20 protein-coding genes are annotated in these 23,373 nt (G+C 36.1%); 8 read left to right on the top strand and 12 right to left on the bottom strand.

What is annotated here, in order from left to right; genetic code table 11:
* Positions 1–15: 15 nt before the first annotated feature.
* From IEV35_RS02030 to IEV35_RS02010, 5 genes are all read right to left on the bottom strand, one after another.
* On the bottom strand, positions 16–909 hold the full coding sequence (locus IEV35_RS02030) for an ABC transporter permease (protein WP_188383028.1): 894 nt from the start codon (positions 907–909) through the stop codon (positions 16–18).
* Between the two features lie 26 nt (positions 910–935).
* A complete protein-coding gene (gene opp4B, locus IEV35_RS02025; protein ID WP_188383027.1) occupies positions 936–1,898 on the bottom strand; it encodes an oligopeptide ABC transporter permease in 963 nt (320 codons plus the stop codon).
* A gap of 4 nt (positions 1,899–1,902) precedes the next feature.
* Complete coding sequence (locus tag IEV35_RS02020; protein ID WP_188383026.1) at positions 1,903–2,835, bottom strand: ABC transporter ATP-binding protein; 933 nt, start codon at positions 2,833–2,835, stop codon at positions 1,903–1,905.
* Positions 2,822–3,835, bottom strand: a complete 1,014-nt coding sequence (locus IEV35_RS02015) for an ABC transporter ATP-binding protein (protein WP_188383025.1) — start codon at positions 3,833–3,835, stop codon at positions 2,822–2,824. The genes IEV35_RS02020 and IEV35_RS02015 overlap by 14 nt, the downstream gene beginning before the upstream one ends.
* A gap of 442 nt (positions 3,836–4,277) precedes the next feature.
* Positions 4,278–5,186: a DUF1002 domain-containing protein gene (locus tag IEV35_RS02010; RefSeq protein WP_188383024.1), complete on the bottom strand. Its 909-nt coding sequence runs from the start codon at positions 5,184–5,186 to the stop codon at positions 4,278–4,280.
* A 227-nt stretch (positions 5,187–5,413) separates the two neighbouring features.
* Here IEV35_RS02010 and IEV35_RS02005 point away from each other — a divergent pair, with 227 nt between their 5' ends.
* Positions 5,414–6,604: an MFS transporter gene (locus IEV35_RS02005; protein ID WP_229740610.1), complete on the top strand. Its 1,191-nt coding sequence runs from the start codon at positions 5,414–5,416 to the stop codon at positions 6,602–6,604.
* Between the two features lie 147 nt (positions 6,605–6,751).
* Here IEV35_RS02005 and IEV35_RS02000 read toward each other — a convergent pair whose 3' ends face one another.
* On the bottom strand, positions 6,752–8,308 hold the full coding sequence (locus IEV35_RS02000) for a glutathione ABC transporter substrate-binding protein (protein ID WP_188383023.1): 1,557 nt from the start codon (positions 8,306–8,308) through the stop codon (positions 6,752–6,754).
* A 195-nt stretch (positions 8,309–8,503) separates the two neighbouring features.
* On the opposite strand from IEV35_RS02000, the gene nikC reads away from it, so the two are divergent.
* The 5 genes from nikC (at position 8,504) to IEV35_RS01975 (ending at position 12,943) form a co-directional block, all read left to right on the top strand.
* On the top strand, positions 8,504–9,397 hold the full coding sequence (gene nikC, locus IEV35_RS01995) for a nickel transporter permease (protein ID WP_188383022.1): 894 nt from the start codon (positions 8,504–8,506) through the stop codon (positions 9,395–9,397).
* A gap of 15 nt (positions 9,398–9,412) precedes the next feature.
* A complete protein-coding gene (locus IEV35_RS01990) occupies positions 9,413–10,369 on the top strand; it encodes an ABC transporter permease (protein WP_188383021.1) in 957 nt (318 codons plus the stop codon).
* A 37-nt stretch (positions 10,370–10,406) separates the two neighbouring features.
* Positions 10,407–11,441 carry an ABC transporter ATP-binding protein gene (locus IEV35_RS01985; RefSeq protein ID WP_188383020.1) on the top strand — a complete coding sequence of 345 codons (1,035 nt, stop codon included), beginning with the start codon at positions 10,407–10,409 and terminating at the stop codon, positions 11,439–11,441.
* Positions 11,422–12,429, top strand: coding sequence for an ABC transporter ATP-binding protein (locus tag IEV35_RS01980; protein WP_188383019.1), 1,008 nt, complete (start codon positions 11,422–11,424; stop codon positions 12,427–12,429). Before IEV35_RS01985 ends, IEV35_RS01980 begins: the two co-directional genes overlap by 20 nt.
* Positions 12,430–12,697: 268 nt before the next feature.
* Complete coding sequence (locus tag IEV35_RS01975) at positions 12,698–12,943, top strand: YuzB family protein (protein WP_188383248.1); 246 nt, start codon at positions 12,698–12,700, stop codon at positions 12,941–12,943.
* A gap of 64 nt (positions 12,944–13,007) precedes the next feature.
* Here the strand turns inward: IEV35_RS01975 and IEV35_RS01970 are convergent, their stop codons facing one another.
* From IEV35_RS01970 to IEV35_RS01945, 6 genes are all read right to left on the bottom strand, one after another.
* A complete protein-coding gene (locus IEV35_RS01970) occupies positions 13,008–14,180 on the bottom strand; it encodes an iron-containing alcohol dehydrogenase (RefSeq protein WP_188383018.1) in 1,173 nt (390 codons plus the stop codon).
* Between the two features lie 13 nt (positions 14,181–14,193).
* A complete protein-coding gene (locus IEV35_RS01965; RefSeq protein ID WP_188383017.1) occupies positions 14,194–14,571 on the bottom strand; it encodes a RidA family protein in 378 nt (125 codons plus the stop codon).
* A gap of 223 nt (positions 14,572–14,794) precedes the next feature.
* A complete protein-coding gene (locus IEV35_RS01960) occupies positions 14,795–16,147 on the bottom strand; it encodes an MATE family efflux transporter (RefSeq protein WP_188383016.1) in 1,353 nt (450 codons plus the stop codon).
* Between the two features lie 119 nt (positions 16,148–16,266).
* Positions 16,267–18,276, bottom strand: coding sequence for a TRAP transporter permease (locus IEV35_RS01955; RefSeq protein ID WP_188383015.1), 2,010 nt, complete (start codon positions 18,274–18,276; stop codon positions 16,267–16,269).
* Positions 18,269–18,676 carry a DUF1850 domain-containing protein gene (locus IEV35_RS01950; RefSeq protein ID WP_229740609.1) on the bottom strand — a complete coding sequence of 136 codons (408 nt, stop codon included), beginning with the start codon at positions 18,674–18,676 and terminating at the stop codon, positions 18,269–18,271. The genes IEV35_RS01955 and IEV35_RS01950 overlap by 8 nt, the downstream gene beginning before the upstream one ends.
* Before the next feature lie 215 nt (positions 18,677–18,891).
* Entirely contained in the window at positions 18,892–19,836 is a 945-nt protein-coding gene (locus tag IEV35_RS01945) for a TAXI family TRAP transporter solute-binding subunit (RefSeq protein ID WP_188383014.1), read from the bottom strand.
* A 217-nt stretch (positions 19,837–20,053) separates the two neighbouring features.
* On the opposite strand from IEV35_RS01945, the gene IEV35_RS01940 reads away from it, so the two are divergent.
* Both IEV35_RS01940 and IEV35_RS01935 read left to right on the top strand, forming a co-directional pair.
* On the top strand, positions 20,054–21,673 hold the full coding sequence (locus IEV35_RS01940; protein WP_188383013.1) for a long-chain fatty acid--CoA ligase: 1,620 nt from the start codon (positions 20,054–20,056) through the stop codon (positions 21,671–21,673).
* Between the two features lie 235 nt (positions 21,674–21,908).
* Entirely contained in the window at positions 21,909–23,201 is a 1,293-nt protein-coding gene (locus tag IEV35_RS01935) for a hypothetical protein (RefSeq protein WP_188383012.1), read from the top strand.
* Positions 23,202–23,373: the final 172 nt, after the last annotated feature.

Genomic DNA, 23,373 nt, shown 5'->3' with positions numbered 1-23,373 from the left:
ATGTTTTATTATTATTTAACCTCTTCTTTGTCTTGCATCTGTTGCACGCTTCAATGCTTGACCAACGTTATTGATCGAAAGCATAAGCAGTAAAATCATGATTGATGCAGGAACCCAAATCCACCATCTAAATTCTAGTGTTTGTGGATTTCTAGCATAACTGAGTAGCGTACCTAAGCTTGGTGTACTTTCTGGAAACCCGAATCCAAGGAAAGAAAGACCTGATTCAAGTCCAATATTCGCCGCTAAGTTCAACGTCATCGTAACGATAATCAAGGAACTTACGTTAGGCAATAATTGTGTGAAAATAATTTTAAAATTAGAGCTTCCAAGTGTTTTTGATGCTTGGATATAATCCAATTCTTTCTCTTGGAGTGCTTTCGAACGGATTAACCGCGCAATTCCCATCCACAGGAATCCGGTCATAATGAGTGAAAATGTCGTAATGCTATATTTTGGAACGATAGCCACAAACGCAATTACAATCATTGTAAATGGTAAGATCATAAAGAAATCTAGAATACGCATCATGATGTTATCAATATGCCCACCAAAGTAACCTGAAATTAACCCATAAGCAACTCCAATAATACCTGTCAATACGGTAACGATGATTGCAATTGACAAGGAGTTTCTTGTACCAATGATCAATTGTCCAAATACATCACGACCACCGTAATCCGTACCTAAAATGAACTCTTCACCTGGTGGTTCGTAAATAGAAAACAAGTCTACTGTGACAATCTCATCCTGGTCTAATACAAGGGATACCCCATATACAAAAGCCATAATTAAAATTAAAAAGATTAAAGAAATTAACGCTAACTTATCTCGTACTAGCTCACGCCAGATTATACTAAAGCCAGAAGGACTTTTTATCGGTTTTACTTCTTCTGCTTTATTTTCCATTTTTCTCACCTCGCTGTTTACCTAATTTATTTAATACGAATTCGCGGATCGACAATACTTAGAATAATATCGGATAATAATGCCCCTAGAATCGATGCTACACCGAAAATTAACGTTACAGCTGTTAACACCGTGTAATCACGTAATGAGATTGATTCTACTAGAAGCTGTCCCATTCCAGGGTAACCGAAGATATTCTCAATAAAGATGGAACCACCGATTAGATTTGTAATCTCAAATCCAAAGAACGCCGCAATTGGTAATAGTGAGTTACGAAAAATATGACGATTATACACGCGAGACTCGGATGCACCTTTTGCTCTAGCTGTTAAAATAAAGTCTTTTTGTTTCGTATCAATAATCTCGTTACGTAAATATTGGATTGTACCGTACGTCGTGATTAACGCCATGGAAAGTGCAGGTAGCAATAGGTGGTACACCTTACTCATAAAGTAATTAAATGTTCCTGGTTCAACTCCAGGCTCTACACTACCACTTGTAGGGAACCAACCTAATTGGAAACCAAATATCCATAACATGACTAACGCAAAAATGAATAATGGTGTTGCAAATCCAACATATGTGTAACCAGTTATTAGTTGGTCACGGAATGTATCACTATAACGGCCACTTGTAATTCCAAGTGGAATAGCAATTAGATAAGTAAGAATTAACGTAGCTACAGATAACCAAAATGAGTTCACAATACGTTGCCCAATTAATTCTGTAACTGGCATCTTAAAACGGAATGATTGCCCTAGATCTCCTTGAAGAACGCCACCCATCCATCTCGCATATTGCTCGTGCCATGGATCGTTCCATCCCATTTGCTCACGAATTTCATCTAATCTCTCAGGATCTACGTTTGGATCTACTGTTCCAGATAATGCATCCCCTGGCATTAGTTGTGCTAAAACAAATATTAAGATACTAAGTAAAAATATTTGGGGAATCATGATTAACGTACGTCGTACTGAAAATTTCCACATATTATCAACCTCTCTCAGGTAAAGCCACTTGGTGAGTATCCGAAACTGGTTGCAATTTATAGGCTAAACCTTCTTCATCAAAGTAATCATTAAAGGACTGATCATATTCCTTTTTCACTTCTTCACGGAATTTACGTTTTTCTTCTCGCTTATTTGGATCAATATCCGGAATTGCTGCTACTAATCGCTTCGTATAAATATGTTGCGGGTTAGTAAAGATATCTTCAGCAGTTCCTTCCTCTACATAGCGACCTTTATACATAATTCCAATTTCATCGCACATATGTTTGATTACTCCTAAATCATGACTAATAAATAGATAAGTTAAATCAAGTTCTTTTTGTATTTCCTTCATGAAGTTAAGAACCTGCGCTTGTACGGATACATCAAGTGCCGACACTGGTTCATCCGCGATAATTAGTTTTGGTTTTAATGCAATTGCTCTTGCAATACCAATTCGTTGACGTTGTCCACCAGAAAACTCATGTGGATATTTTAAAATACTTTCTGGACTTAACCCTACTAATTCTAATAACTCTTGAACTCTGATTCGTTCTTCTTTACGAGATAAATTTTCGAAATTTCGTAGTGGTTCAGAAATAATGTCCATAACACGTTTCTTTGGATTTAATGATGAGTATGGATCTTGGAAAATCATTTGAACATCTTTCCGAGCATCTGATTTTGCACGACGAATGTTCGTAATATCTTCTCCATCAAAGATAACTTGACCTGCAGTAATATTATTTAGTCCAATTATTGCACGTCCAGTAGTAGTCTTTCCTGAGCCAGATTCACCCACTAACCCATATGTTTTACCTTTTTCAATCGATAAATTTACACCATCGACTGCCTTAATATGTGCAACTGTTCTTCCAAATACACCACCCTTAATAGGGAAATGCACTTTTAAATCTTTAACCTCAAGATAAGACATGTTGTCCCTCCTTACTTTCATCAGGGAAACTGAAGTGCTTATAACAACTACAACGCACGTGATGTCCCGGTTCTATTTCATTTAATTCAGGATGTTTATCATGTTCTGATTCATCAACCCAAGGAATTCTATCAGCAAAACGGCAACCTTCTCTAGGTAAATTTTGTAATGAAGGTACAATTCCTTGAATAACATGTAATTTATCTTGTTCCTCATTAGCATTTGGAACAGAATTTAATAATGATTTTGTATATGGGTGTAACGGATTTTCAAATAATGTTTTCACATCCGCAATTTCAACAATTTGACCTGCATACATAACAGCAACTCTGTCTGCCATCTCTGCAACAACACCAAGATCGTGAGTAATTAGGATAATACCTGAATCCATCTCATTCTTAAGCTTGTTAATTAATTCAAGAATTTGTGATTGGATCGTTACATCAAGTGCAGTTGTTGGTTCGTCTGCTATTAATAATTCAGGTTTATTAGCAATTGCCATAGCAATAACAACACGCTGACGCATACCACCTGATAATTCATGCGGGAACTGGTTCATTACATGTTCTGCACGAGGAATTCCAACTTTATTTAATAAATCTAATACACGTTCATAGCGCTGTGTTTTGGACATGTTTTTATTATGAAGTAATAATGTTTCACCAATTTGATCTTTAATTTCCATCAATGGGTTTAAAGATGTTAAAGGATCTTGGAAAATAAATCCGATATCTTTACCACGAATTTTATTTATTTCAGATGGCGACATCTTAGCAAGGTTATTTCCTTTGAATAAAATATCACCTTCAATTTTCGCACGTGTGTGAAGGCCCATAATGGAAAATGCTAATGCACTTTTCCCACAACCAGATTCTCCTACAATTGCAAGTATTTCATTTTTGTTTACTGTTAATGACACTTCATCAACAGCTGCATAATAATCATCTTTTATGCGAAATGAAGTTTTTAAATTGTTTAGTTCTAAGAGCTTTTCAGCCATTTTAAATCCCCCTACTTTTTATTGTCGGCCCAAGACATTATGCCTTTTTAGGGTTTACTTTTTTAATGTATTTATTAAACAAGTTATTTATATTATTGTTTATACTTTTCTGACAATTTAGTGTTATTGAATTTATTTGATGAAATCTATTATACTATTAAGTCGAGAATTTTGTCGACCTTTATTTTCAAAAAAAATCAATTATTTTCAAAAGATTATTTTTTGATTTTTTAAAATCCTTTTATATCAATGGTTTGAAAGCGCTATTCTAATTCTAAAGATCTAGAACGTGATTCGTCCATTTTTACCATGTTTAAATTTTCATAATATTTCGTGTCGCTAAATAAATTATTTTTTCTAATTTTTTGAATAAAATTGAATTATCTACACAAAAAGACAGTCATCCATATTATTGGAAGACTGTCTTTTTTACTATTCATGTTTAGCCAAATATACTTTTGAAAAATCCAGCGATTGCATCAAATAATTGTTTAAAGAAATTACCAACATTATTCCAGAAACCTTCATCAGCTAATATTTCTTCTATTTTATCTTGTACTTTTGTCGCAATATCGTTTAATTGATTCTTCACTTGGTCAAAATCTATATTTAAACTTCTCATCTTATCAAAAAGATCAATTAATAACTGTCTATCTTTATCACTTAATGAAATATTTAATTTATCTAGTTGCTCCTGAACGATTCGTTCAATATCTTCTATTGATGCAGGTTTTTGTTCGGCAATGGCTTGTTTAATTTGTGTGATTAATTCACTTACCTGATCTTTATCTAATCCAGCATCATTTACAAGATCAGTCGCTACATTAAGCTCTTCGTTAGCAAGTTCCATACGTTCCTTATCTAACACAACACCCTCAGCATCATAAGCTTTATAAATTCCTGTTAACGCAGAATGTCCTGTCACCTTTACAGGTGAAGCAACAACTACTGTCGCATTTTCTACTCCGGCTGTTAATAAGGCATTTGCATACATTTCACTCGTTACTTCTGTAATATTATCAGGTGTTACAATAGAAACATTTAGTCCTGTTCCTTCTTCTTCCATCGTTATCTTTGCCGATGAAAACATTCGAGACTGAGGATTTCCACCAATATATTTTGCTAGGTCTTCACCTGTTACAGTATGTTCATCCGCAACGGTTGAATCACTCAATTCTAGAAGTTCTTTAGTTTGAGCTTTTTGTTCTTCCGTTAAATTCCCACCATAAACGATAATTGGAACACCAAGTTTTTCATTTATAACCTCATCTGCACTTACAGGTTGAACTTGCAAACCAAATAAACTAATCATTAATGTAAACAGAGCTGATAATTTCAATAATTTTTTCATCGTTTTAAGCTCCTCTTCCTTTTTTCTATTACTACTTGTCTAAGAAAATATTAATCTATCACTATGATTATACCCAATTTTTGAAAAATAACACCATATAGATGCCAAGCAATTTACTTTAAATTTATTTCGGTATTCGGTATATTTAGGGTAACGAAGTATTTTATGAAAGAAGGCAAAGATCCATTAGTACTGAAAACAACTCTGTAAAACGAAATCTGTATATTATGTGGCTTGCTAATTTCTTTACTGCAGGCAGTATGACGATGGTAATCCCTTTTCTCTCCTTATATATTGATTCCTTTGGCGATTACTCTGATGTCTACGTTCAAAACTGGTCTGGATGGGTATTTCTAGTTACTTTCATCGCGGCTTTTTTATTTTCACCCATATGGGGAAGAATTGGGGATAAATACGGAAGAAAGAAACTGCTAATTTTCTTCGCTACAGGAATGGGGATCTCTGTATTTCTAATGGGGTTCGCTACAAACGTTTGGCAGTTATTTTTCCTTCGTCTGTTTATGGGAATCTTTACAGGATTCATTCCAATGTCCCAAGCACTTATCGCCACAGAAACCCCTAAACACATAGCCGGAAGGGTTCTAGGCACATTGCAAACAGGAAGTATTACTGGTTCGTTAATGGGGCCGCTTCTTGGTGGTGCACTAGCCGATACGTTTGGCTTTTCTTCAACATTCAAATGGACGGCTATTACTATATTCTTATCCGCGTTGATTGTATTCCTAGGTGTTAAGGAAAGAAAACTACAAAGTGGGAACGGCAAAGAGAATAAATCTTATTCTCGAAAAGAAGTGCTCTTGCATATTGTAAAACATCCTATATTACTCGTTGTGATGATTATATCTGCATTAGTGCAGATTGCTCATTTTAGTGTTCAACCGATTCTTTCTTTATATGTAGAAGAAATTCACGGTCCTCTTAACATTGCATTCTTCTCTGGGGTTGCATTTTCTGCTGCCGGTGTCGGTAATCTACTGATGACAAGAAAATGGGGGAAACTTGGTGACCAGCATGGGTATATCAAATACTTAATTTTATTATTATTCATGGCTGGTGTTGTTTATATACCTGGAGCATTTGTTTCTTCCATATGGCAACTTGTCATCGTTCGTTTCTTATTAGGTATATCGATTGGGGGAATTATCCCATTAAGAATTGCTTATATTCGTCAGGAAGCACCACTGTCTATGCAAGGTGAAGTACTTGGCTATAATACAAGTTTACGATTTTTAGGGAATATTATCGGACCTGCATTAGGTGGATTAATTGCTGGGTTTTATGGCATTTCAACTGTGTTTATATTTACTAGTAGTTTATTAATTGCAAGTGGGGCATTTTTGTTATTTGTATGGTATCGGTATGAATATGCGGAGAAGGGTAGTCATTCGTTATCTTGATTAATTCTGTTTTCAATATTATGGATGCATCTAAGCCGCTCCGGAAATATAGTGCATTTTCTAAAACAAATTGCAAACTAATCATTAAAAATAATATTAAAAAGAGGAATTCCTGGTGTGGAATTCCTCTTTTCTTCTATTATAATATTATTCTTCTTTTAGAGTTACATTTTGTAATTGTAGAACTCCTGTTGGGTCTTGTGTAAGTCCTTCTACTCGATCACTAACCCCAAGTAAGAACTCTTGGTGGTGAATGTAAAGCATTGGTGCAATTTCAGCAAGTAATTCTTGAATTTCACGATAAAGTGCTGCACGGTCATCTGGATCTGGAGTTTGACGAGCTTCATCTAATAGTGCATCTAGATCAGGATCCTTTGTAAATGTACGGTTTCCTGGGTCCCCAACATTATTAGAATGGAATAAAGCATATAAACCATAGTCAGCATCACCAGTTACTGTTGACCATCCTAAGATAAACATATCATGTTCACCTTTAGCCGTTTGCTCTAAGTAAGCACCCCACTCCATTACTTCAATTTCAACATCAATTCCAAACTCTTTTAGCTGAGCTTGAATGTTTGTCGCCATATCCATACGTTCACGGTTATCATTTGTCCAAAGTGTTGTTGAGAAGCCATCTTCATAACCAGCCTCTGCAAGTAACTCTCTAGCTTTATCTGGGTCATATTCTAGCCCAGGAACATCTGGATCATATCCGAATACATCTGGCGCAAGTGGACCAACAGCTGGAACACCATTACCATCATAAATCCCATTAATAATTTGATCTTTATCAATAGCCATATTTATTGCCTGACGAACACGAGCATCATCAAACGGAGCTTTATCCATATTGAATCCAACATAAGATAAACTTACACTAGATTGCCTATTAACATGTACACCGTCAGTCTCCTCAATATCTGCTACATCAGAAGGACTTAACGGATCAGAAATATGGGAATCTCCAGTTTTTAATTCCGCTACACGAGTTAAATCTTCGTCAACTACTTTAAATACTACGGATTCTAACTTTGCTTTATCTCCCCAATAATCATCATTACGGACAAGTTTAATTTGCTGTCCTGGTACCCATTCATCAAATTTAAAGAATCCGGTACCAATTGGTTTTTCATTAATTACACTACCTGGGTCTTCCCCATCTTCCATTGCAGCATAATCCTCTTCAATTACTTTTAGGGAAACCATCGCCCCACCATTATGAGCTAAGTGTGCAGGTAGTGGCGAGAATGGAAATTCTGTCGTAAAACGAACCGTGTAATCGTCTACCACTTCGATATCGGTAACCATACTATATAAGAATGCACGAGGAGATCCGATATCAGGATCTAATACTCTTTCAATGTTTGCTTTTACAACTTCCGCATTAAAATCGGAACCATCGTGGAATTTTACACCTTCACGTAATTTAAATTCCCAGACAGTATCTTCAACTAATTCCCAACTAACCGCAAGACTTGGTTGTAATTCCATATTCTGGTCCTGTGCCACAAGCGATTCATAAATATTTGCGGCAACGTTACTTGATGGTACGTCATTTGATCCTGCAGGGTCTAATGATACTGCATCAGCTGAGTTTGCAATGACTAATTCATTCGTTGAGTCACCTGAACAAGCGGCAAGCACCATGCTCAGCATGATTGTTACAACTAATAAACCTAATAATTTCTTTGTCAACCTCACTCCATATTACCCCCATTTCTTTTAGTTAGAGACAAAAAGTTGTCTCTGGTTTGGATTATCTATAAATATAATGGATACCGAGATAAATTACAAGAGTATTTTTTGTATTCTGAGTTGTCATATTTAACTATAATGATATAATAGTATAAATTATCAGATACATTAAACTATGCTAGAAAGGGTGTACATAGGAAAATGGGACAACCAGCAATCAACGAACAAAAATCTATTCCAATTAAGAAAAAGAAGTCACAGCGATTTAAAGATTTTTATAAGAAGTTCAAGAAAAACAAAGCAGCCGTTATTGGTGCAATACTTATTTTTCTATTTATTTTAATCTCGATAATTGGTCCATTTTTCGTACCTTATGACCCTGGTGCCGTTTCCCCAACAAACAAATTAGAACCACCTTCATCCGATCATTGGTTCGGAACTGATCATCACGGCAGAGACATATTTAGCCGAATAATTAAAGGGATGTCTTATACATTATTTGTTGGCTTCTCTTCCGTGTTCTTAGGATTAATCGTCGGAACATTGTTAGGAATTATTTCTGGATATTATGGTGGCCGTACAGATTCATTCATAATGCGCTGTATGGACGTATTGTTAGCTTTCCCTGGTATTCTTCTTGCACTAGCAATCGTAAGTGTACTTGGTGGAAGCCTACGAAATGTAATTATTGCAATAGCGGTTTTCTCTGTACCAGTTTTCGCAAGAATTGTCCGTGGTTCAACGTTAGCAGTAAGAAAGCTAGAGTATATAGATGCGATAAAAGCATTAGGAGCTAGTGATTCACGAATTATTTTTAAGCATATTCTTCCAAATACCATTTCTCCGCTAATCGTTCAAGCGACGTTAACAATTGCAACGGCAATTTTAACTGCAAGCGGATTATCCTTTCTCGGCCTTGGAGCAAAACCACCTACACCTGAATGGGGAGCAATGTTAAGTGATGGTCGAAATTATTTATATCAAGCACCACACGTTGCATTTTATCCTGGTATGGCCATTGTCATCGTAGTAATTGCATTTAACATTCTAGGGGATGGATTAAGAGATGCTTTTGATCCAAAATCAAAAAAATAGAGAGGGTGCAGTAGATTGTTCGTATTCATAATCAGACGTATTCTTCAAACTATTCCAGTATTTTTAGGAGTAACTATAATTGTTTTCAGTCTTATGCACCTCATTCCCGGGGACCCTGCACAGATCATGGCCGGTGAGAGTGCACCAGCAGAACAAGTGGAAAATATTCGTGAACGACTTGGATTAAATGATCCGTATCCAGTTCAATATTGGAACTACCTCAGTAATGTGTTACAAGGTGATCTAGGTAACTCGATTCGATCTGGACGTGACGTTACAACAGAAATTGGACACCGATTTTGGATCACCGTTGAACTTGCCTTTTATAGTATTGTTCTAAGTGTGTTTTTAGGATTAATTGCAGGGATTGTTTCTGCAGTAAAACAATATTCTTTTCGAGATGTAACATTAATGTTAATTGCACTTTTCGGATTATCTATGCCAAACTTTTGGCTTGGACTCATGCTAATTCAATGGTTTGCTATTGGCTTAGACGTCCCTAGTTGGATTCCATTTATCGATAATACCGCTTGGTTTAAACCATCCGGTTGGGGAAGCTTCCAACAAATAGTTTTACCTGTTATTACATTAGGAACTGGTGGAGCAGCAATAATCGCTCGTATGACAAGGTCGAGCATGTTAGAAGTGATTGATCAAGATTATATTCGTACTGCACGGGCAAAAGGCGCAAAAGAACGAGTAGTCATCTATAGACACGCATTAAAAAATGCTCTTATACCTGTTGTAACAGTTGTCGGATTACAATTTGGTGGACTACTAGGTGGTGCGGTATTAACGGAAACAGTCTTTGCAATTAATGGAATGGGGAAACTTGTTATCGATGCTATTCAAGCACGTGACTTTCCTTTAGTTCAAGGTACTGTATTAGTTGCGTCTCTATTATTTGTTCTAGTAAACCTTATTGTAGACATCACCTATAGATATTTAAATAAGCGAATTGATTTTAATTAAGTTACTAGTTTCCCAGTTTAGAAAGGTGTGACTTACTTTGGCAAATGAATCTCAAAACTTCGATAACATTTTAGAAATAAAAGAATTACAGACTTCCTTCTTTACAGAAGATGTAGAAATAAAAGCAGTAGATGGAGTAACTTTCGACTTACCAAAAGGAAAGACCGTTGGAATTGTTGGTGAATCTGGTTCTGGTAAAAGTATTACATCCCTTTCCATCCTCCGTTTAATTGACCGACCCGGAAAAATCGTTGGCGGAGAGATTATCTTTAAAGGTGAAAATCTATTAGATAAATCGAATGAGGAAATGAGGAAAATCCGCGGTAATCAGATTTCAATGATATTCCAAGAACCAATGACATCATTAAATCCAACCTATACGATTGGTCAGCAAATTGGTGAAGCCTATAAAATACACGAAGGTTTAAACAAAGCAGAAGCAAGAAAGAAATCAATTGATATGTTAAAACTAGTTGGAATTCCGTCTCCCGAGAAACGGATAGATCAATATCCACACGAACTATCTGGGGGCATGCGTCAACGAGTAATGATTGCCATTGCTCTAGCGTGTAATCCCGATTTATTAATCGCAGATGAACCAACAACAGCGCTCGATGTAACAATCCAAGCACAAATCTTGGAGCTTATTAAAGAACTACAAGAAAAACTAGATATGTCAGTGCTATTAATTACCCACGATTTAGGAGTTGTGGCGGAAACTTGCGATTATGTAGCTGTGATGTATTGTGGAAAAATAGTAGAGTATACCGATGTAAAAACACTATTTAGTAACCCACAACATCCTTATACGGTTGGATTAATTAATTCACTTCCTTCCCATGAGGAAGATATAGAGGGTGACCTACCTATCATTAAAGGAATGGTACCTAACCCTACTAATTTACCAAGTGGCTGCCGTTTTGCACCTCGTTGTCCATATGCAACGGAACTATGTAATACACTACCAGAACTTGTAACTGACGATAATAATCATCAAACAAGATGTTGGATATATACGGATGAATGGAATGGATCAACGGAGGTGAAGACCTATGCAGAAAGAAATTCTTAAAGTAACCGATTTAAAACAACATTTCCCAATAAAAGGTGGTATTTTCGGAAGAACGATCAATCACGTGAAAGCTGTAGATGGTGTTTCATTTACCGTCTATGAAGGAGAAACAGTAAGTATCGTTGGTGAATCTGGATGTGGTAAATCTACAACAGGTAGGGCTATTCTTCGTTTGGACGAACCAACTAGTGGAGAAGTTGAATTTGATGGTATTGATTTATTATCGTTAAACAAAAAAGAGATGCGCAAGAAAAGAAAAGATTTACAAGTTATTTTCCAAGACCCGTATGCATCGTTAAACCCACGACAAACAGTTGGTGAGATTCTTCAGGAAGCAATGAGTATACAAAACACTGTACCGAAAGAAAAACAGCACGAACGGATTGTAGAATTATTGGAAACGGTCGGACTTGGGGCACATCAAATGGATCGATACCCACATGAATTTAGTGGTGGTCAAAGACAGCGAATTGGAATTGCGCGCGCACTTGCCGTTGAACCACAGTTGATCATTTGCGATGAAGCAGTTTCTGCACTAGATGTATCTATACAGGCACAAGTCATTAATCTATTAAAAAAATTACAGAAGGAATATAAACTTACTTATCTATTTATCTCTCATGATTTAGGAGTTGTTCGACATATTTCCGATCGTATTATTGTGATGTATCTTGGAAAAATTGTAGAAATCGCTGATAAAAAATCATTATTTACAAATCCACAGCATCCTTATACGAAGTCATTACTATCCGCGATACCTAGTATCCATCCAGAAAAGAGAAGGGAACGGATTATTTTAACAGGAGATGTACCATCACCAATCGATCCCCCTCAAGGATGTCGTTTTCACACAAGATGTCCTTTTGCAACAGAACGTTGCACAAGAGAAGTTCCTGAATTACGTAATGTAGTTACAGATAATGGACATCAAGCTGCTTGCCATTATGTAGAAGATATCGAGGCTGGTATTATGCAGCCAGTTAGATAGTTTATTCAAAGCATACCTTCAGTGGATTGAGGGTATGCTTTTTTGTTGGTTTATCCTAACAAGTTTTGGAAATAATTAATGTACGAGGCGATAAATGTGTGGTCAAGCTTTTTCTTTCCTTATTAACTGATTCTATCTATATAATCGTTAATCTATTATTCGTTTCTCCGATTGTCCACTTCTTCATCATGCAAAGCACCATTATTGAAATGAGATTCTGTTAATGCTATTATTCCCTTATATTCCCTTGAAGGAAAGTGATACACTAATGGGTATTGTCGTTGTAGAAGTTTGTGATGGTAATGCGATCACTACATTAGATTTAGAGGAGATTCTTGAAAAAGAATATCCCGAAGTCGCAGTCCTTTCTAGTGACTGTTTATCATTTTGTGGATTATGTCGAGTAAAGCCATATGCAATAGTAAATAATAGACGTATTTTCGGGAAGACACCCGAGGAATGTTTAGATAAAATTAGAGCAGCAATTGAAGAAGAACTAGCCATTTATCAATAAGGCTAGTTCTTTTTATGTCGACAAATTTATTACCAGGGAAATAATATGTCGATATTTAGTTTATTTACAAACTTGCTCTGAATATTTCAATCGAATCTTGTTTTGTTAACTTTTTATAGTTTCCATATTCCGGTCTAGCTACTACTGTTTTCTCTGCCATCAATTCAACAGTTGTTTCATCGATGTCATAATCGGATAGTCGAGATGGTGCACCAATACTATTCCAAAACTCTCGAAGCTTAACAATTCCTTCTAGAGCAATGTCACGGTCAGATTTTCCTTGCCCATCAACTTGGAATACTCGCTCTGCTAATTGCTTGAACCTAGAAACATTTCCTTCATCTAAAACATGCTTCATCCAGTTAGGGAAGAGAATAGCTAATCCCCCACCATGTGGAATATCATGAACGGCACTTACCGCATGTTCTAAATTATGTGTTGCCCAATCTCCGCGGAAACCGATGCTTAACATATTATTTAATGCTAATGTTCCTGCTAACATTATTGTCTCACGTAACTCATAGTTTTCTAGGTCTTCGAGTAATTTAGGTGCTGTTTCCATCACTGTAATTAAAACAGACTCACAGAAGCGATCTTGTATTGGCGTATTCGTCGCTTGATGAAAATAATGTTCCAATACATGTGACATCATATCCACAATACCATAAATCGTTTGATCCTTTGGCACAGAGAATGTATGGGTTGGATCTAAAACAGAAAACCTCGGATATGTATATGGAGCAAGACCCCAACCATGCTTTTCATTCGTTTCCCAATTCGTAATTACCGAACCACTATTCATCTCCGAACCAGTTGCAGACAGAGTTAATACAGTACCAAACGGTAATGCATCATTTGCTGTTTCTTTTTTCGTTACAATGTCCCACATATCTACATCCGTTTTAGCTCCAACTGCAATCGCTTTTGTACAGTCAATTGTACTTCCACCACCAACAGCTAGTAGAAATTCGATTCCTTCTTCCTTACAAATTTCAACCCCTTTACGGACCGTACTAATACGCGGATTTGGCTCTACTCCAGGTAATTCAAAGACTTGTGCATCTATTTTTGAAAGTTGATTCTTTACTTCATCATAAATACCATTTCGCTTTATACTTCCCCCACCATAAACAAGCAATACTTTTGTACCATATTGTTTCACTTGTTCTGGAAGTGCTTCTAGTTGACCTTTTCCAAAGATTAATTTAGTCGGATTATAATATGTAAAGTTCTCCAAGTAAAAATCCTCCTTATTCTTTTACTACTAATGCATCAATTTCTACTAGTACATCCTTTGGTAAACGACTCACTTCAATAGTAGCACGTGCAGGATAAGGCTTTTGTAAATAACTACCGTATATCTCATTTACTGTAGCAAAGTCATCCATTGAGGATAAATAAATTGTAAACTTACCAACTTTAGAGAAGTCTGTTCCTGCCTCTTCTAAAATATGCTTTAAGTTTTCCATTACTTGTTTTGTTTGTGCTTCAATTCCTGGTACTACCTCACCTGTTTCCGGATTGATTCCAATTTGACCGGACACAAATAAAATATTACCTAACTCTACTGCTTGCGAGTAAGGTCCGATTGCAGCAGGTGCTTTACTTGTAAACACTTCTTTTCCCATTTTCATTCCTCCTAAACTAATTTCTAGTTAAATCATAGCGTTTTTTTATTTGAGAAGCCAGTGGTATGAACTAGCTTGTGGATAAGGGTTTATCCACATAAGATATCCACAGTTTTTCAGACTATTCCTCAACATTTTGTATTATTTATCATTTTTAAATACAAAATATTGCGGTTATCCTCAGACTATCCACAAATTGTGTATAAGTTTCTGATTTACATTGTTATTTTGACTGCTTCTTCTCTTTAAACAATACTTTTTTTCGCCACTTTCCATATCGGAAATACAGATAAGCAAATATACTACTGATCATAAAGCTAACACCCATACCAACCGCTATGCCAATATCCCCTAACAATTTCGAGAAAAGATATGTTAGGGGGTATCTTAATACCCAGAACGAAATTATATTAAGTACTAACACTTGGTACATTGCCCCTGCAGCTCGAACAACACCATTAAGAATAAAGTTTATCCCCAAAAATGGAAAACATAATGCAATCACTTGCAAATATCTAGTCCCAAATTGAACAGCTTTTTCTTCCTGAATGAATAACCTTACAGCATGTTCAGCAAATAATACTACGAGGATTCCGATGGAAATCATAACAGCAAAGTTATACACAACACCATATTTAGCAATTTTATTAACTCGTTCCCAATTCCTAACACCTATATTCTGTCCAGCCATACTACCAACAGCTGTTCCAAGTGCGTGGGCAGGTAGCATAATAATACTATCTAATCGCTGTGCAGCTCCAAATCCCCCAACCACTTGAGAACCAAAAGAAGTAACTACACTCATAATTGCCGCAGAGCCAGCAGAGATAACAGACATTTGCAGTCCAGAAGGAATTCCTAAATGCAAGATTAATTTCACCTCATGCCAACTAGGGAGCTTAGGAAAGGTGAATGGTGCTAGTTTTTTCCTTAATACATGGAACAGTCCATAAGAAAAAGCAAATCCTTGTGAGATAATGGTTGCATATGCCGCCCCTTCTACCCCCATATTAAAACCAGCAATAAATAATGGATCCATCACTAAATTTAAAAGAACTGCTATAAATACAAAACGTAATGGAGTTTTACTATCTCCCAGTGCCCTTAAAACCGTACTAATAAAATTGTAGCCAAATAAAAATAACATCCCAAGGAAATTAATTTGTAAATAAGATGTAGCAAGTTCAAGTATTTCTACAGGAGTACCTAATATCTGAAGTAATCGTTCTGAAAATATAAAGCCAAATAAGCCTAAACTTATCGACATGGTTGAAAGGATAACAACAAATGCATTAAGGTATCGCTTTAATCCCTCTATATTACCTTTACCTTTTTGTTGCGAAAGTATCGTTAGAGCAGCATTGTTCAATCCTATTATAAATGATAGGACTGTAAAGATAATCGTCCCTGATACTGCAATTGCCCCTAGTGCATCCGCACCAAGTAAGTTCCCTACCCATAAACTGTCAATTAACTGGTATGAAGTTTGTAACAGGTTCGCTAACATTATTGGCCCAGAAAACACCATTAACTGCTTCCAAATATTCCCCTGAGTGAAGTCATGCTGCTTTTTCATTTCAAACACCTTTCTTCAACATTATCTGAACTGATTGTAACATTTATCCATTTTTAATTCCCACAATATTAAAAAGAAGATTCCTCAAACGAGAAATCTTCTTCTATACATTGAATTTATTAAGATTGTACCTGAGGCTGAGGTTTACTAGAGTCACCTTTCCCTCTTACAAGGTATTGATACACTAGCATTGCAATAAATATTACTAAACCAATCAAATCAGAATACCCTTCTGGATACATTAGTAACAACCCAGCTACAACTGAAATGATACGTTCTATCCAATTTAATCCTTTGTACCAGTAACCAATCAGCCCTGCACCAATAGCTATCATTCCGGTTAAGGCCGTAAATAGTATCCATAATACTCCTGTCCAAGTTGCATCAATCATGAGCATTTCTGGATTTAACACGAACATATACGGAATAATAAAGGCTGCGATTGCAAGCTTCGATGCATTAAACCCTGTTCGTATTGGTTCTCCACCAGATATACCCGAGGCAGCAAATGCGGCTAAGGCAACAGGTGGCGTAATGTCAGCAACAATACCAAAGTAGAATACAAACATATGTGCAGCAAGTACAGGTATAGCAAATTCAAGTTCACTATTTAAAGCTAAAATTGCTGGTAAAGCAATTGTTGAAGTAATGATATAGTTTGCTGTCGTTGGTGAACCCATACCTAAAATGATAGAAGCAACCATTGTAAATGCTAATGTTAACATTAATTGTACATTAATATTTGAAGCAAGAGCTCCAGCAATATCAACAATACCATTACCAAGCTTTAATCCTAGACCTGTTTTGGTTACTACTCCAACTATCATACCGGCACTAGCGGTTGCAGCAGCAACACCTAATGCAGTACGAGCACCTGAAGTTAGTGCATCAACAAATTTCCTTGGAGTGATGCGAGTTTCCTTTAAGAACAAGCTTACAATGATTGCTGATAAAATCCCTATTAATGCCGTTCTTTCAATACTGTATCCAAGGAATAATAGAATGATAATGACAAAGATTGGAATTAACAAGTGGATTTTCTTTAATACCTCTTTAATAGGAGGGATTTCACTTTCAGGAAGACCAGTTAATCCAGTTTTCTTTGCTTCTAAGTGAGTCATAATCCAAATTCCCGCGAAGTATAGGATAGCAGGAATCAGTGCTGCCTTTGCAATTTCCCAATAAGGAACACCAGCAAACTCAATCATTAGGAATGCCGCAGCACCCATGATTGGTGGCATAATTTGTCCCCCAGTTGAAGCAGCAGCCTCAACCGCACCAGCAAATTCTTTACGATAACCCAAACGTTTCATCAATGGAATTGTATAAGCACCAGTTGTTACTGTATTAGCAACAGAACTACCAGAGATTGTTCCATTTAATGCACTAGAGAAGATCGCAACCTTTGCAGGTCCACCAGTTCTTCTACCAGCAATAGAAATTGCTAAATCATTGAAGTAATTTCCTACCCCGGTTTTTACTAGGAATGCACCAAATAGTAGGAATAAGAATATATACGTAGAAGATACTTTTAATGGCGTACCAAGTATACCCTCCGTTGTAAAGAACATCGTATTTACTAATTGATTTAAACTTAGTCCTCTATGCCCTAACATTCCTGGCATATAAGGCCCTAATAAAGAATAAAGTAAAGCTAAACCAGCGATAATCGTAATCGGTAGACCAACAGCACGTCTAGTTGCTTCCAATGTTAGAAGAATAGCAATTCCTCCGACAATCATTTGCACTGTTGAGATAGAACCAATTTGTTGTACTATTTCGGTGTAATTGACCGGCCAATATAAACAAACAATCAAGGACAATCCAGCTAACAAGTAATCATACCAAGCTACTCTACGCTTATTCCCGCCCTTTTTAGCAGGAAATAGTAGGAAGATTAATACTAGAGCAAATCCTAAGTGAATTGTTCGTTGTATATACGCTGTAAACGCCCCAAAATACCCTGTGTACAATTGAAATATAGAGAATGCTAATAATAAGACAAAAACAATAATTGCCGCAGTACCTTTAAGGCTACGCGTATTGGATTCTTGATCATATTTCTGCATTAAGGCCTCTTGTTCTTCTGGTGTTAATTCATCGTGTAGTTGCTTATTCTTATCACTCATGAATTTTCACTCCTTTCAATATTTGCCATAGTGATAGATTATCAATTTTTACAGTAAATCTAGCACCTGGTTCAAAGTAATCCTTAAACCACGCGATATGCTCCAAAGTTTCTCCCCAGACCAATCGGTATTTAGGTACTTCCTTTGCATTACGCAAATTAATATAAGGAAAAACTCTATTCATATCTTTTATATGAATCTTTCCGTCTTCATATACTAAAGTTCCACCATCTGCATCATTTGCAGGCATACCTATTCCATAATGCTCATAAATAATCTCATTCTGCTTAATGGAATGATCTGATAAAACTTCATATTCTTCAACTACATCAGTTAGGTGAATGGAATGTGTAAATATAATTTGAAATGAATTTCCTTCCTCTATTGGGAGGTATGCCACTATTTGAGATGTATTTTGTTTGTAAAATACTAAGGCAGTTCGGAAAGGAAAAAATATTATTATTGATAGGACAAATAGTAGGAGAATACTCAATATCATACGTTTAGTAAACATCTTTTTCAATCAATCACAACCTAATAAATGGATAGACCGGCTCAAAAGCCTTTAAAGGCAATAAGCCGGCCATTTTCCACTTTACATTATTATTGTCCTAATTAGTCGATTAAACCTTTTTCTTTAAAGTATTTCTCTGCTCCTGGGTGTAAATCAATACCAATACCATCAAGTGCAGATTCTAAAGTGATTAATTTACCTTTATCGTGAGTAATGTCACCTGCATTATCGTAGATCGCTTTCGTCATTTCATAAACTTCATCATCAGATAAGCTATCTGTTACAGCAAGCATTGCAAGAACAGCTACTGTGGTAACTTCCTCATCAATACTACTGTATGTTCCAGCAGGGATTACATCTTTTGCATAGTAAGGATACTCAGCAATTAGCTCATCAATTTTTTCTGGAGCGATTGAAAGAATCACAATATCATTTGTAGCTCCTAGTCCTTCAACACTACCAGTTGGTGTACCAGCAGTAATAAATGCTGCATCGATGTTACCATCTTGGATTCCACCAGTAGATTCATCAAAGCTTAAGTTCTGTGGCTCAATATCATCCATTGATAGGCCGTGTAATGCTAATATTTGCTCAGCATTTACATACGTACCAGATCCAGGTGCACCTACAGATACCTTTTTACCTGCTAAGTCTTCTACAGATGTAATACCAGAATTAGCAGAAGTTACAATTTGAATTGTTTCAGGATATAGAGATCCTAAAGCTAGTACGTTGTCAACTGGTTTATCTTTGAAAGAGTTAACACCTTCTACTGCATTTGCCATAACGTCTGTTTGTGTAAATGCAATATCAGCATCACCAGAAGCTAAGTCAGCAACATTGTCTGCTGAAGCGTTAGAAGCTGATGCAGTTACTTCCATGTCTGTGTTGTCAGAGATGATTGTTGCAAGTTGTCCACCAAGTGGGTAATAAGTACCACCAGTACCACCTGTCAACATCGTTAATTGTTTACTACCGCCACACGCTGCTAATGCCAAAGATAACACTAGTAAAATAGCGATAGAAAGAATATACTTCTTTTTCATATTATTTCCCCCTTTTATAATTTCCTAATTTGTATTCTACTGAAAAGTACCTAATATTGTCAAACTATTATTAAAACTGAAAGCGCTACATTATCCCAAAATGCAATAATAATAAGGTTTTACGTTAAATATTAATTCTATTGCAAATTGTCTAAATAATATGATATTATGATAACAAGCAATATAAAATATCTATTTAGAAAAGGAGCTGATATGTATGATGCAAGTTCCACTGTCCATTGGCAGTATGATGGAACATGCTGAGAAGTTCTTTCCTAAAAAGGAAGTAATCTCTCAAACACATGATAAGCTGCATCGTTTGAACTATGCTGAAATTGGTCAACGCACAAGGCGACTGATGAGTATTTTAGATGAACTCGGTATCCGTAATGGGGACCGCGTTGGGACTCTTGCTTGGAATCATCACCGTCATCTAGAAATCTATTTTGCCGCACCAGGAATGGGGGCTATTTTACATACTATTAATATCCGCCTCTCCCCAGAAGATATTATTTATATTATTAATCATGCTGAAGACAAGATTTTATTTATTGACGAAGATATCTTACCTCTTATCGAACATATACACACACATTTAACAACTGTTGAAGCATTCGTAGTCATGACTGATAAAACCGAACTTCCTGAATCTACTATCCAACCACTCTATTCTTATGAAGAGCTTCTTTCAACAGGTGACCCAACTTATGAATTTGCAAATGATATTGATGAAAATCAACCTGCTGGGATGTGCTATACATCAGCAACAACTGGAAAACCTAAAGGGGTTGTCTACTCACATCGTGCCATTGTGTTACATAGCTTTGCACTAGGACTTAAAGACACTGCAGCAATTTCTGAATCTGATGTTTCTATGCCTGTCGTTCCACAATTCCATGTGAATGCATGGGGAACACCGTTTGCATGTACGTGGTTCGGTTCAACACAAGTAATGCCTGGTCCACGATTTACCCCTAAACGACTTGCTGAGTTTATTGAACGTTTTAAAGTTACAATTACTGCTGGAGTACCAACAATTTGGTTAGGTTTACTGAAAGAATTGCAGCAAGGAGATTACGACACTTCTAGTTTACGAGCAGTTTTATGTGGTGGGTCGGCGGCACCACTTGGTTTGATAAAAGCTTTCGAAGAAAAACTAAACATTCCATTCTACCATGCATATGGAGCAACAGAAACTACTCCACTTGCAACTATATCACGATTAAAAAGCTATCAGCAAGGATTATCTACGGAAGAAAAATATGAAGAACGTACCCGACAAGGAATACTTGTTCCTGGATTGCAGATGAAAGTTGTTGATGAAAAAGGCGAAGTGGAATGGAACGGTAAAGATATGGGCGAACTATTATTACGAGGTCCTTGGATTGCTAGTGAATATTACAAGGATGAAAGAACAAAGGATGCATTTATCGATGGATGGTTCCATACAGGTGATGTAGTTACAGTAGATGCGGAAGGAACAATTAAGATTGTCGACCGTACTAAAGATCTAATCAAAAGTGGTGGCGAATGGATTTCCTCGGTCGAAATTGAAAACGCTATCATGGCGAATGAAGCTGTTTTTGAGGCAAGTGTTGTGGCCATTCCGGATGAAAAATGGCAAGAACGCCCAATTGCATGTGTCGTCCTCCATGAAGGGTTCGAAAATAAAGTAACTAAAGACGATATTATTGAATTCCTAAAACCACAGTTTGCAAAGTTTTGGTTACCAGATGATGTTCTCTTCTTTGAAGAAATACCAAAATCATCTGTTGGTAAATTCCTAAAAAGAGAACTTCGCGAACAAGTAAAAGCTAGATATAGTACACAAGGGTAGATTTATAATGGTTGGGGTATAGTTCAATTACTTTACAAGCATGTTTCACACTAGACTCCAACCAATTTTCATAATATTGCCTACTTGACAATATTATGAAAATTCATTAGACTAAGATAAATTATAATAACCGTCGTTTAATAAGTCGTTATATAGTAATATGTAACAAAAAGTCTGAATTTTCATTAACATAGCATTTTTCCTAATAAAAATGGATTTAGGAGGGAAGTCGATTGTGAAGATTAAGGTTGCTGTCTTTGGAAGAGATGATCTAGTTAACAGGTTTCAAGACTACCTGAAAGATCATAATGAGTTTGAAGCAATACCATTTATCTACTATAAAGCAAGTGAAGCAGTGGAACTTGTAGATAAAGCATTTATGTGTGAAGTGTACTTATTTCTAGAAAACCTCCCTTTTTTATATGCCAAAAATAAAATCAAAAAGAAACGATTACCTCATGTGATGGTAGCCTTTGATGAATATATGATTCTTACTTCCTTTTATCATCTAAAAAATCGATATGGGCAACAGTTAAATCGACTATCTATTGATATTTTTGATGAAACGTATGTGAAGGAAGTGCTAACGGAATTAAATATTGCTGGAGATAGTATTTATACATATAGCTATAGGCACGATGAAGAAATCAATATTAACCAAATAGTAGATTACCATAAACAACTTTGGGATGAAGGAAAGATTGATTATGTACTCACTTCCTTACCAGAGGTCAATAGACGCCTTCAAGAAGGGGAAATACCAACTTATTTAATGGAAATTCCTAAGATAAATATTGACCACGCCATTGCTGAGTGCAAATCGATAGCTATATTAAACATGAGTAAAAGCGCTCAAATCGTTGCTGGTTATGTACGCATTAAAAATATAGAGAAGATAATTGAAGAAAAAGGGGAAGCACACCTAAAGGAACTACAATTCAAGCTGAATCAAATATTATTAAAGTTTGGACATAAAACATATGCATCTGTACTTAAAAATAACGAAAGACAGTACGTTATTTTCGGTACGAGAGGTGTGTTAGATCATATTACGAATCATTACAGAGACTTTCCACTTATAAAGGAAATTGAAAGTGCGTTAAATACACCTGTTGAGATTGGCTTTGGATTAGGTTTGACCGCTAAACAAGGAGAAGATCATGCTAGATTAGCTCTTGAAGCATGTACTCATAATTCAAATAGTAGTTGCTATATTGTCAATGATCGCGGGGAAACAATTGGACCGCTTGGGGTAAAGAAACATTTCGATACCTCACAGCTTTATCAAGCACTTATTCACAAAGCTAAGTTAAACAATGAATTGTCTTATAACTTTATCGACTTTGTTCAATTAAGAAACAATGAACCGTTTTCCTCTAATGACATTGCGAATTATTATCGTGTTACGAAACGAAGTGCGGAAAGAACGGTTAATAAATTATTAAATGGAAATGTCATTAAAGTCGTTGGTGAGGAAAAGCCTTATGTAAAAGGTAGACCAAGAAAGTTATTCCAAATTAATATGTAAATTATAAAGGGTCTGTCCCCATCAAAATTATTATGATGAGGGGGACAGACCCCATAGCCATCAAGTTAAGCAACTTTAATGGAAAAATGACCAATTTTTGTATATGCTTCTTTCGGGAATGAAACCGAGAGGAGCTTTTTTTTGAATAAAGAAATAAAAATAGACAACGAGA

This window comes from Ornithinibacillus halotolerans (assembly GCF_014637405.1).
Lineage (GTDB): Bacteria > Bacillota > Bacilli > Bacillales > Amphibacillaceae > Ornithinibacillus > Ornithinibacillus halotolerans.
The sequence above is the reverse complement of the archived record's forward strand: the minus strand, read 5'-3'. Positions and strand labels throughout refer to the sequence as shown.

What these genes read in the sequence shown, in the direction of transcription:
- IEV35_RS01955 (WP_188383015.1), bottom strand. Translation starts at nt 18,276, where the DNA reads ATGAGTGATAAGAATAAGCAACTACACGATGAATTAACACCAGAAGAA.
- IEV35_RS01965 (WP_188383017.1), bottom strand. Translation starts at nt 14,571, where the DNA reads ATGGGAAAAGAAGTGTTTACAAGTAAAGCACCTGCTGCAATCGGACCT.
- IEV35_RS02005 (WP_229740610.1), top strand. Translation starts at nt 5,414, where the DNA reads ATGTGGCTTGCTAATTTCTTTACTGCAGGCAGTATGACGATGGTAATC.
- IEV35_RS01980 (WP_188383019.1), top strand. Translation starts at nt 11,422, where the DNA reads ATGCAGAAAGAAATTCTTAAAGTAACCGATTTAAAACAACATTTCCCA.
- nikC (WP_188383022.1), top strand. Translation starts at nt 8,504, where the DNA reads ATGGGACAACCAGCAATCAACGAACAAAAATCTATTCCAATTAAGAAA.
- IEV35_RS02030 (WP_188383028.1), bottom strand. Translation starts at nt 909, where the DNA reads ATGGAAAATAAAGCAGAAGAAGTAAAACCGATAAAAAGTCCTTCTGGC.
- IEV35_RS02020 (WP_188383026.1), bottom strand. Translation starts at nt 2,835, where the DNA reads ATGTCTTATCTTGAGGTTAAAGATTTAAAAGTGCATTTCCCTATTAAG.
- IEV35_RS01960 (WP_188383016.1), bottom strand. Translation starts at nt 16,147, where the DNA reads ATGAAAAAGCAGCATGACTTCACTCAGGGGAATATTTGGAAGCAGTTA.
- opp4B (WP_188383027.1), bottom strand. Translation starts at nt 1,898, where the DNA reads ATGTGGAAATTTTCAGTACGACGTACGTTAATCATGATTCCCCAAATA.
- IEV35_RS02010 (WP_188383024.1), bottom strand. Translation starts at nt 5,186, where the DNA reads ATGAAAAAATTATTGAAATTATCAGCTCTGTTTACATTAATGATTAGT.
- IEV35_RS01940 (WP_188383013.1), top strand. Translation starts at nt 20,054, where the DNA reads ATGATGCAAGTTCCACTGTCCATTGGCAGTATGATGGAACATGCTGAG.
- IEV35_RS01975 (WP_188383248.1), top strand. Translation starts at nt 12,698, where the DNA reads ATGGGTATTGTCGTTGTAGAAGTTTGTGATGGTAATGCGATCACTACA.
- IEV35_RS02015 (WP_188383025.1), bottom strand. Translation starts at nt 3,835, where the DNA reads ATGGCTGAAAAGCTCTTAGAACTAAACAATTTAAAAACTTCATTTCGC.
- IEV35_RS01945 (WP_188383014.1), bottom strand. Translation starts at nt 19,836, where the DNA reads ATGAAAAAGAAGTATATTCTTTCTATCGCTATTTTACTAGTGTTATCT.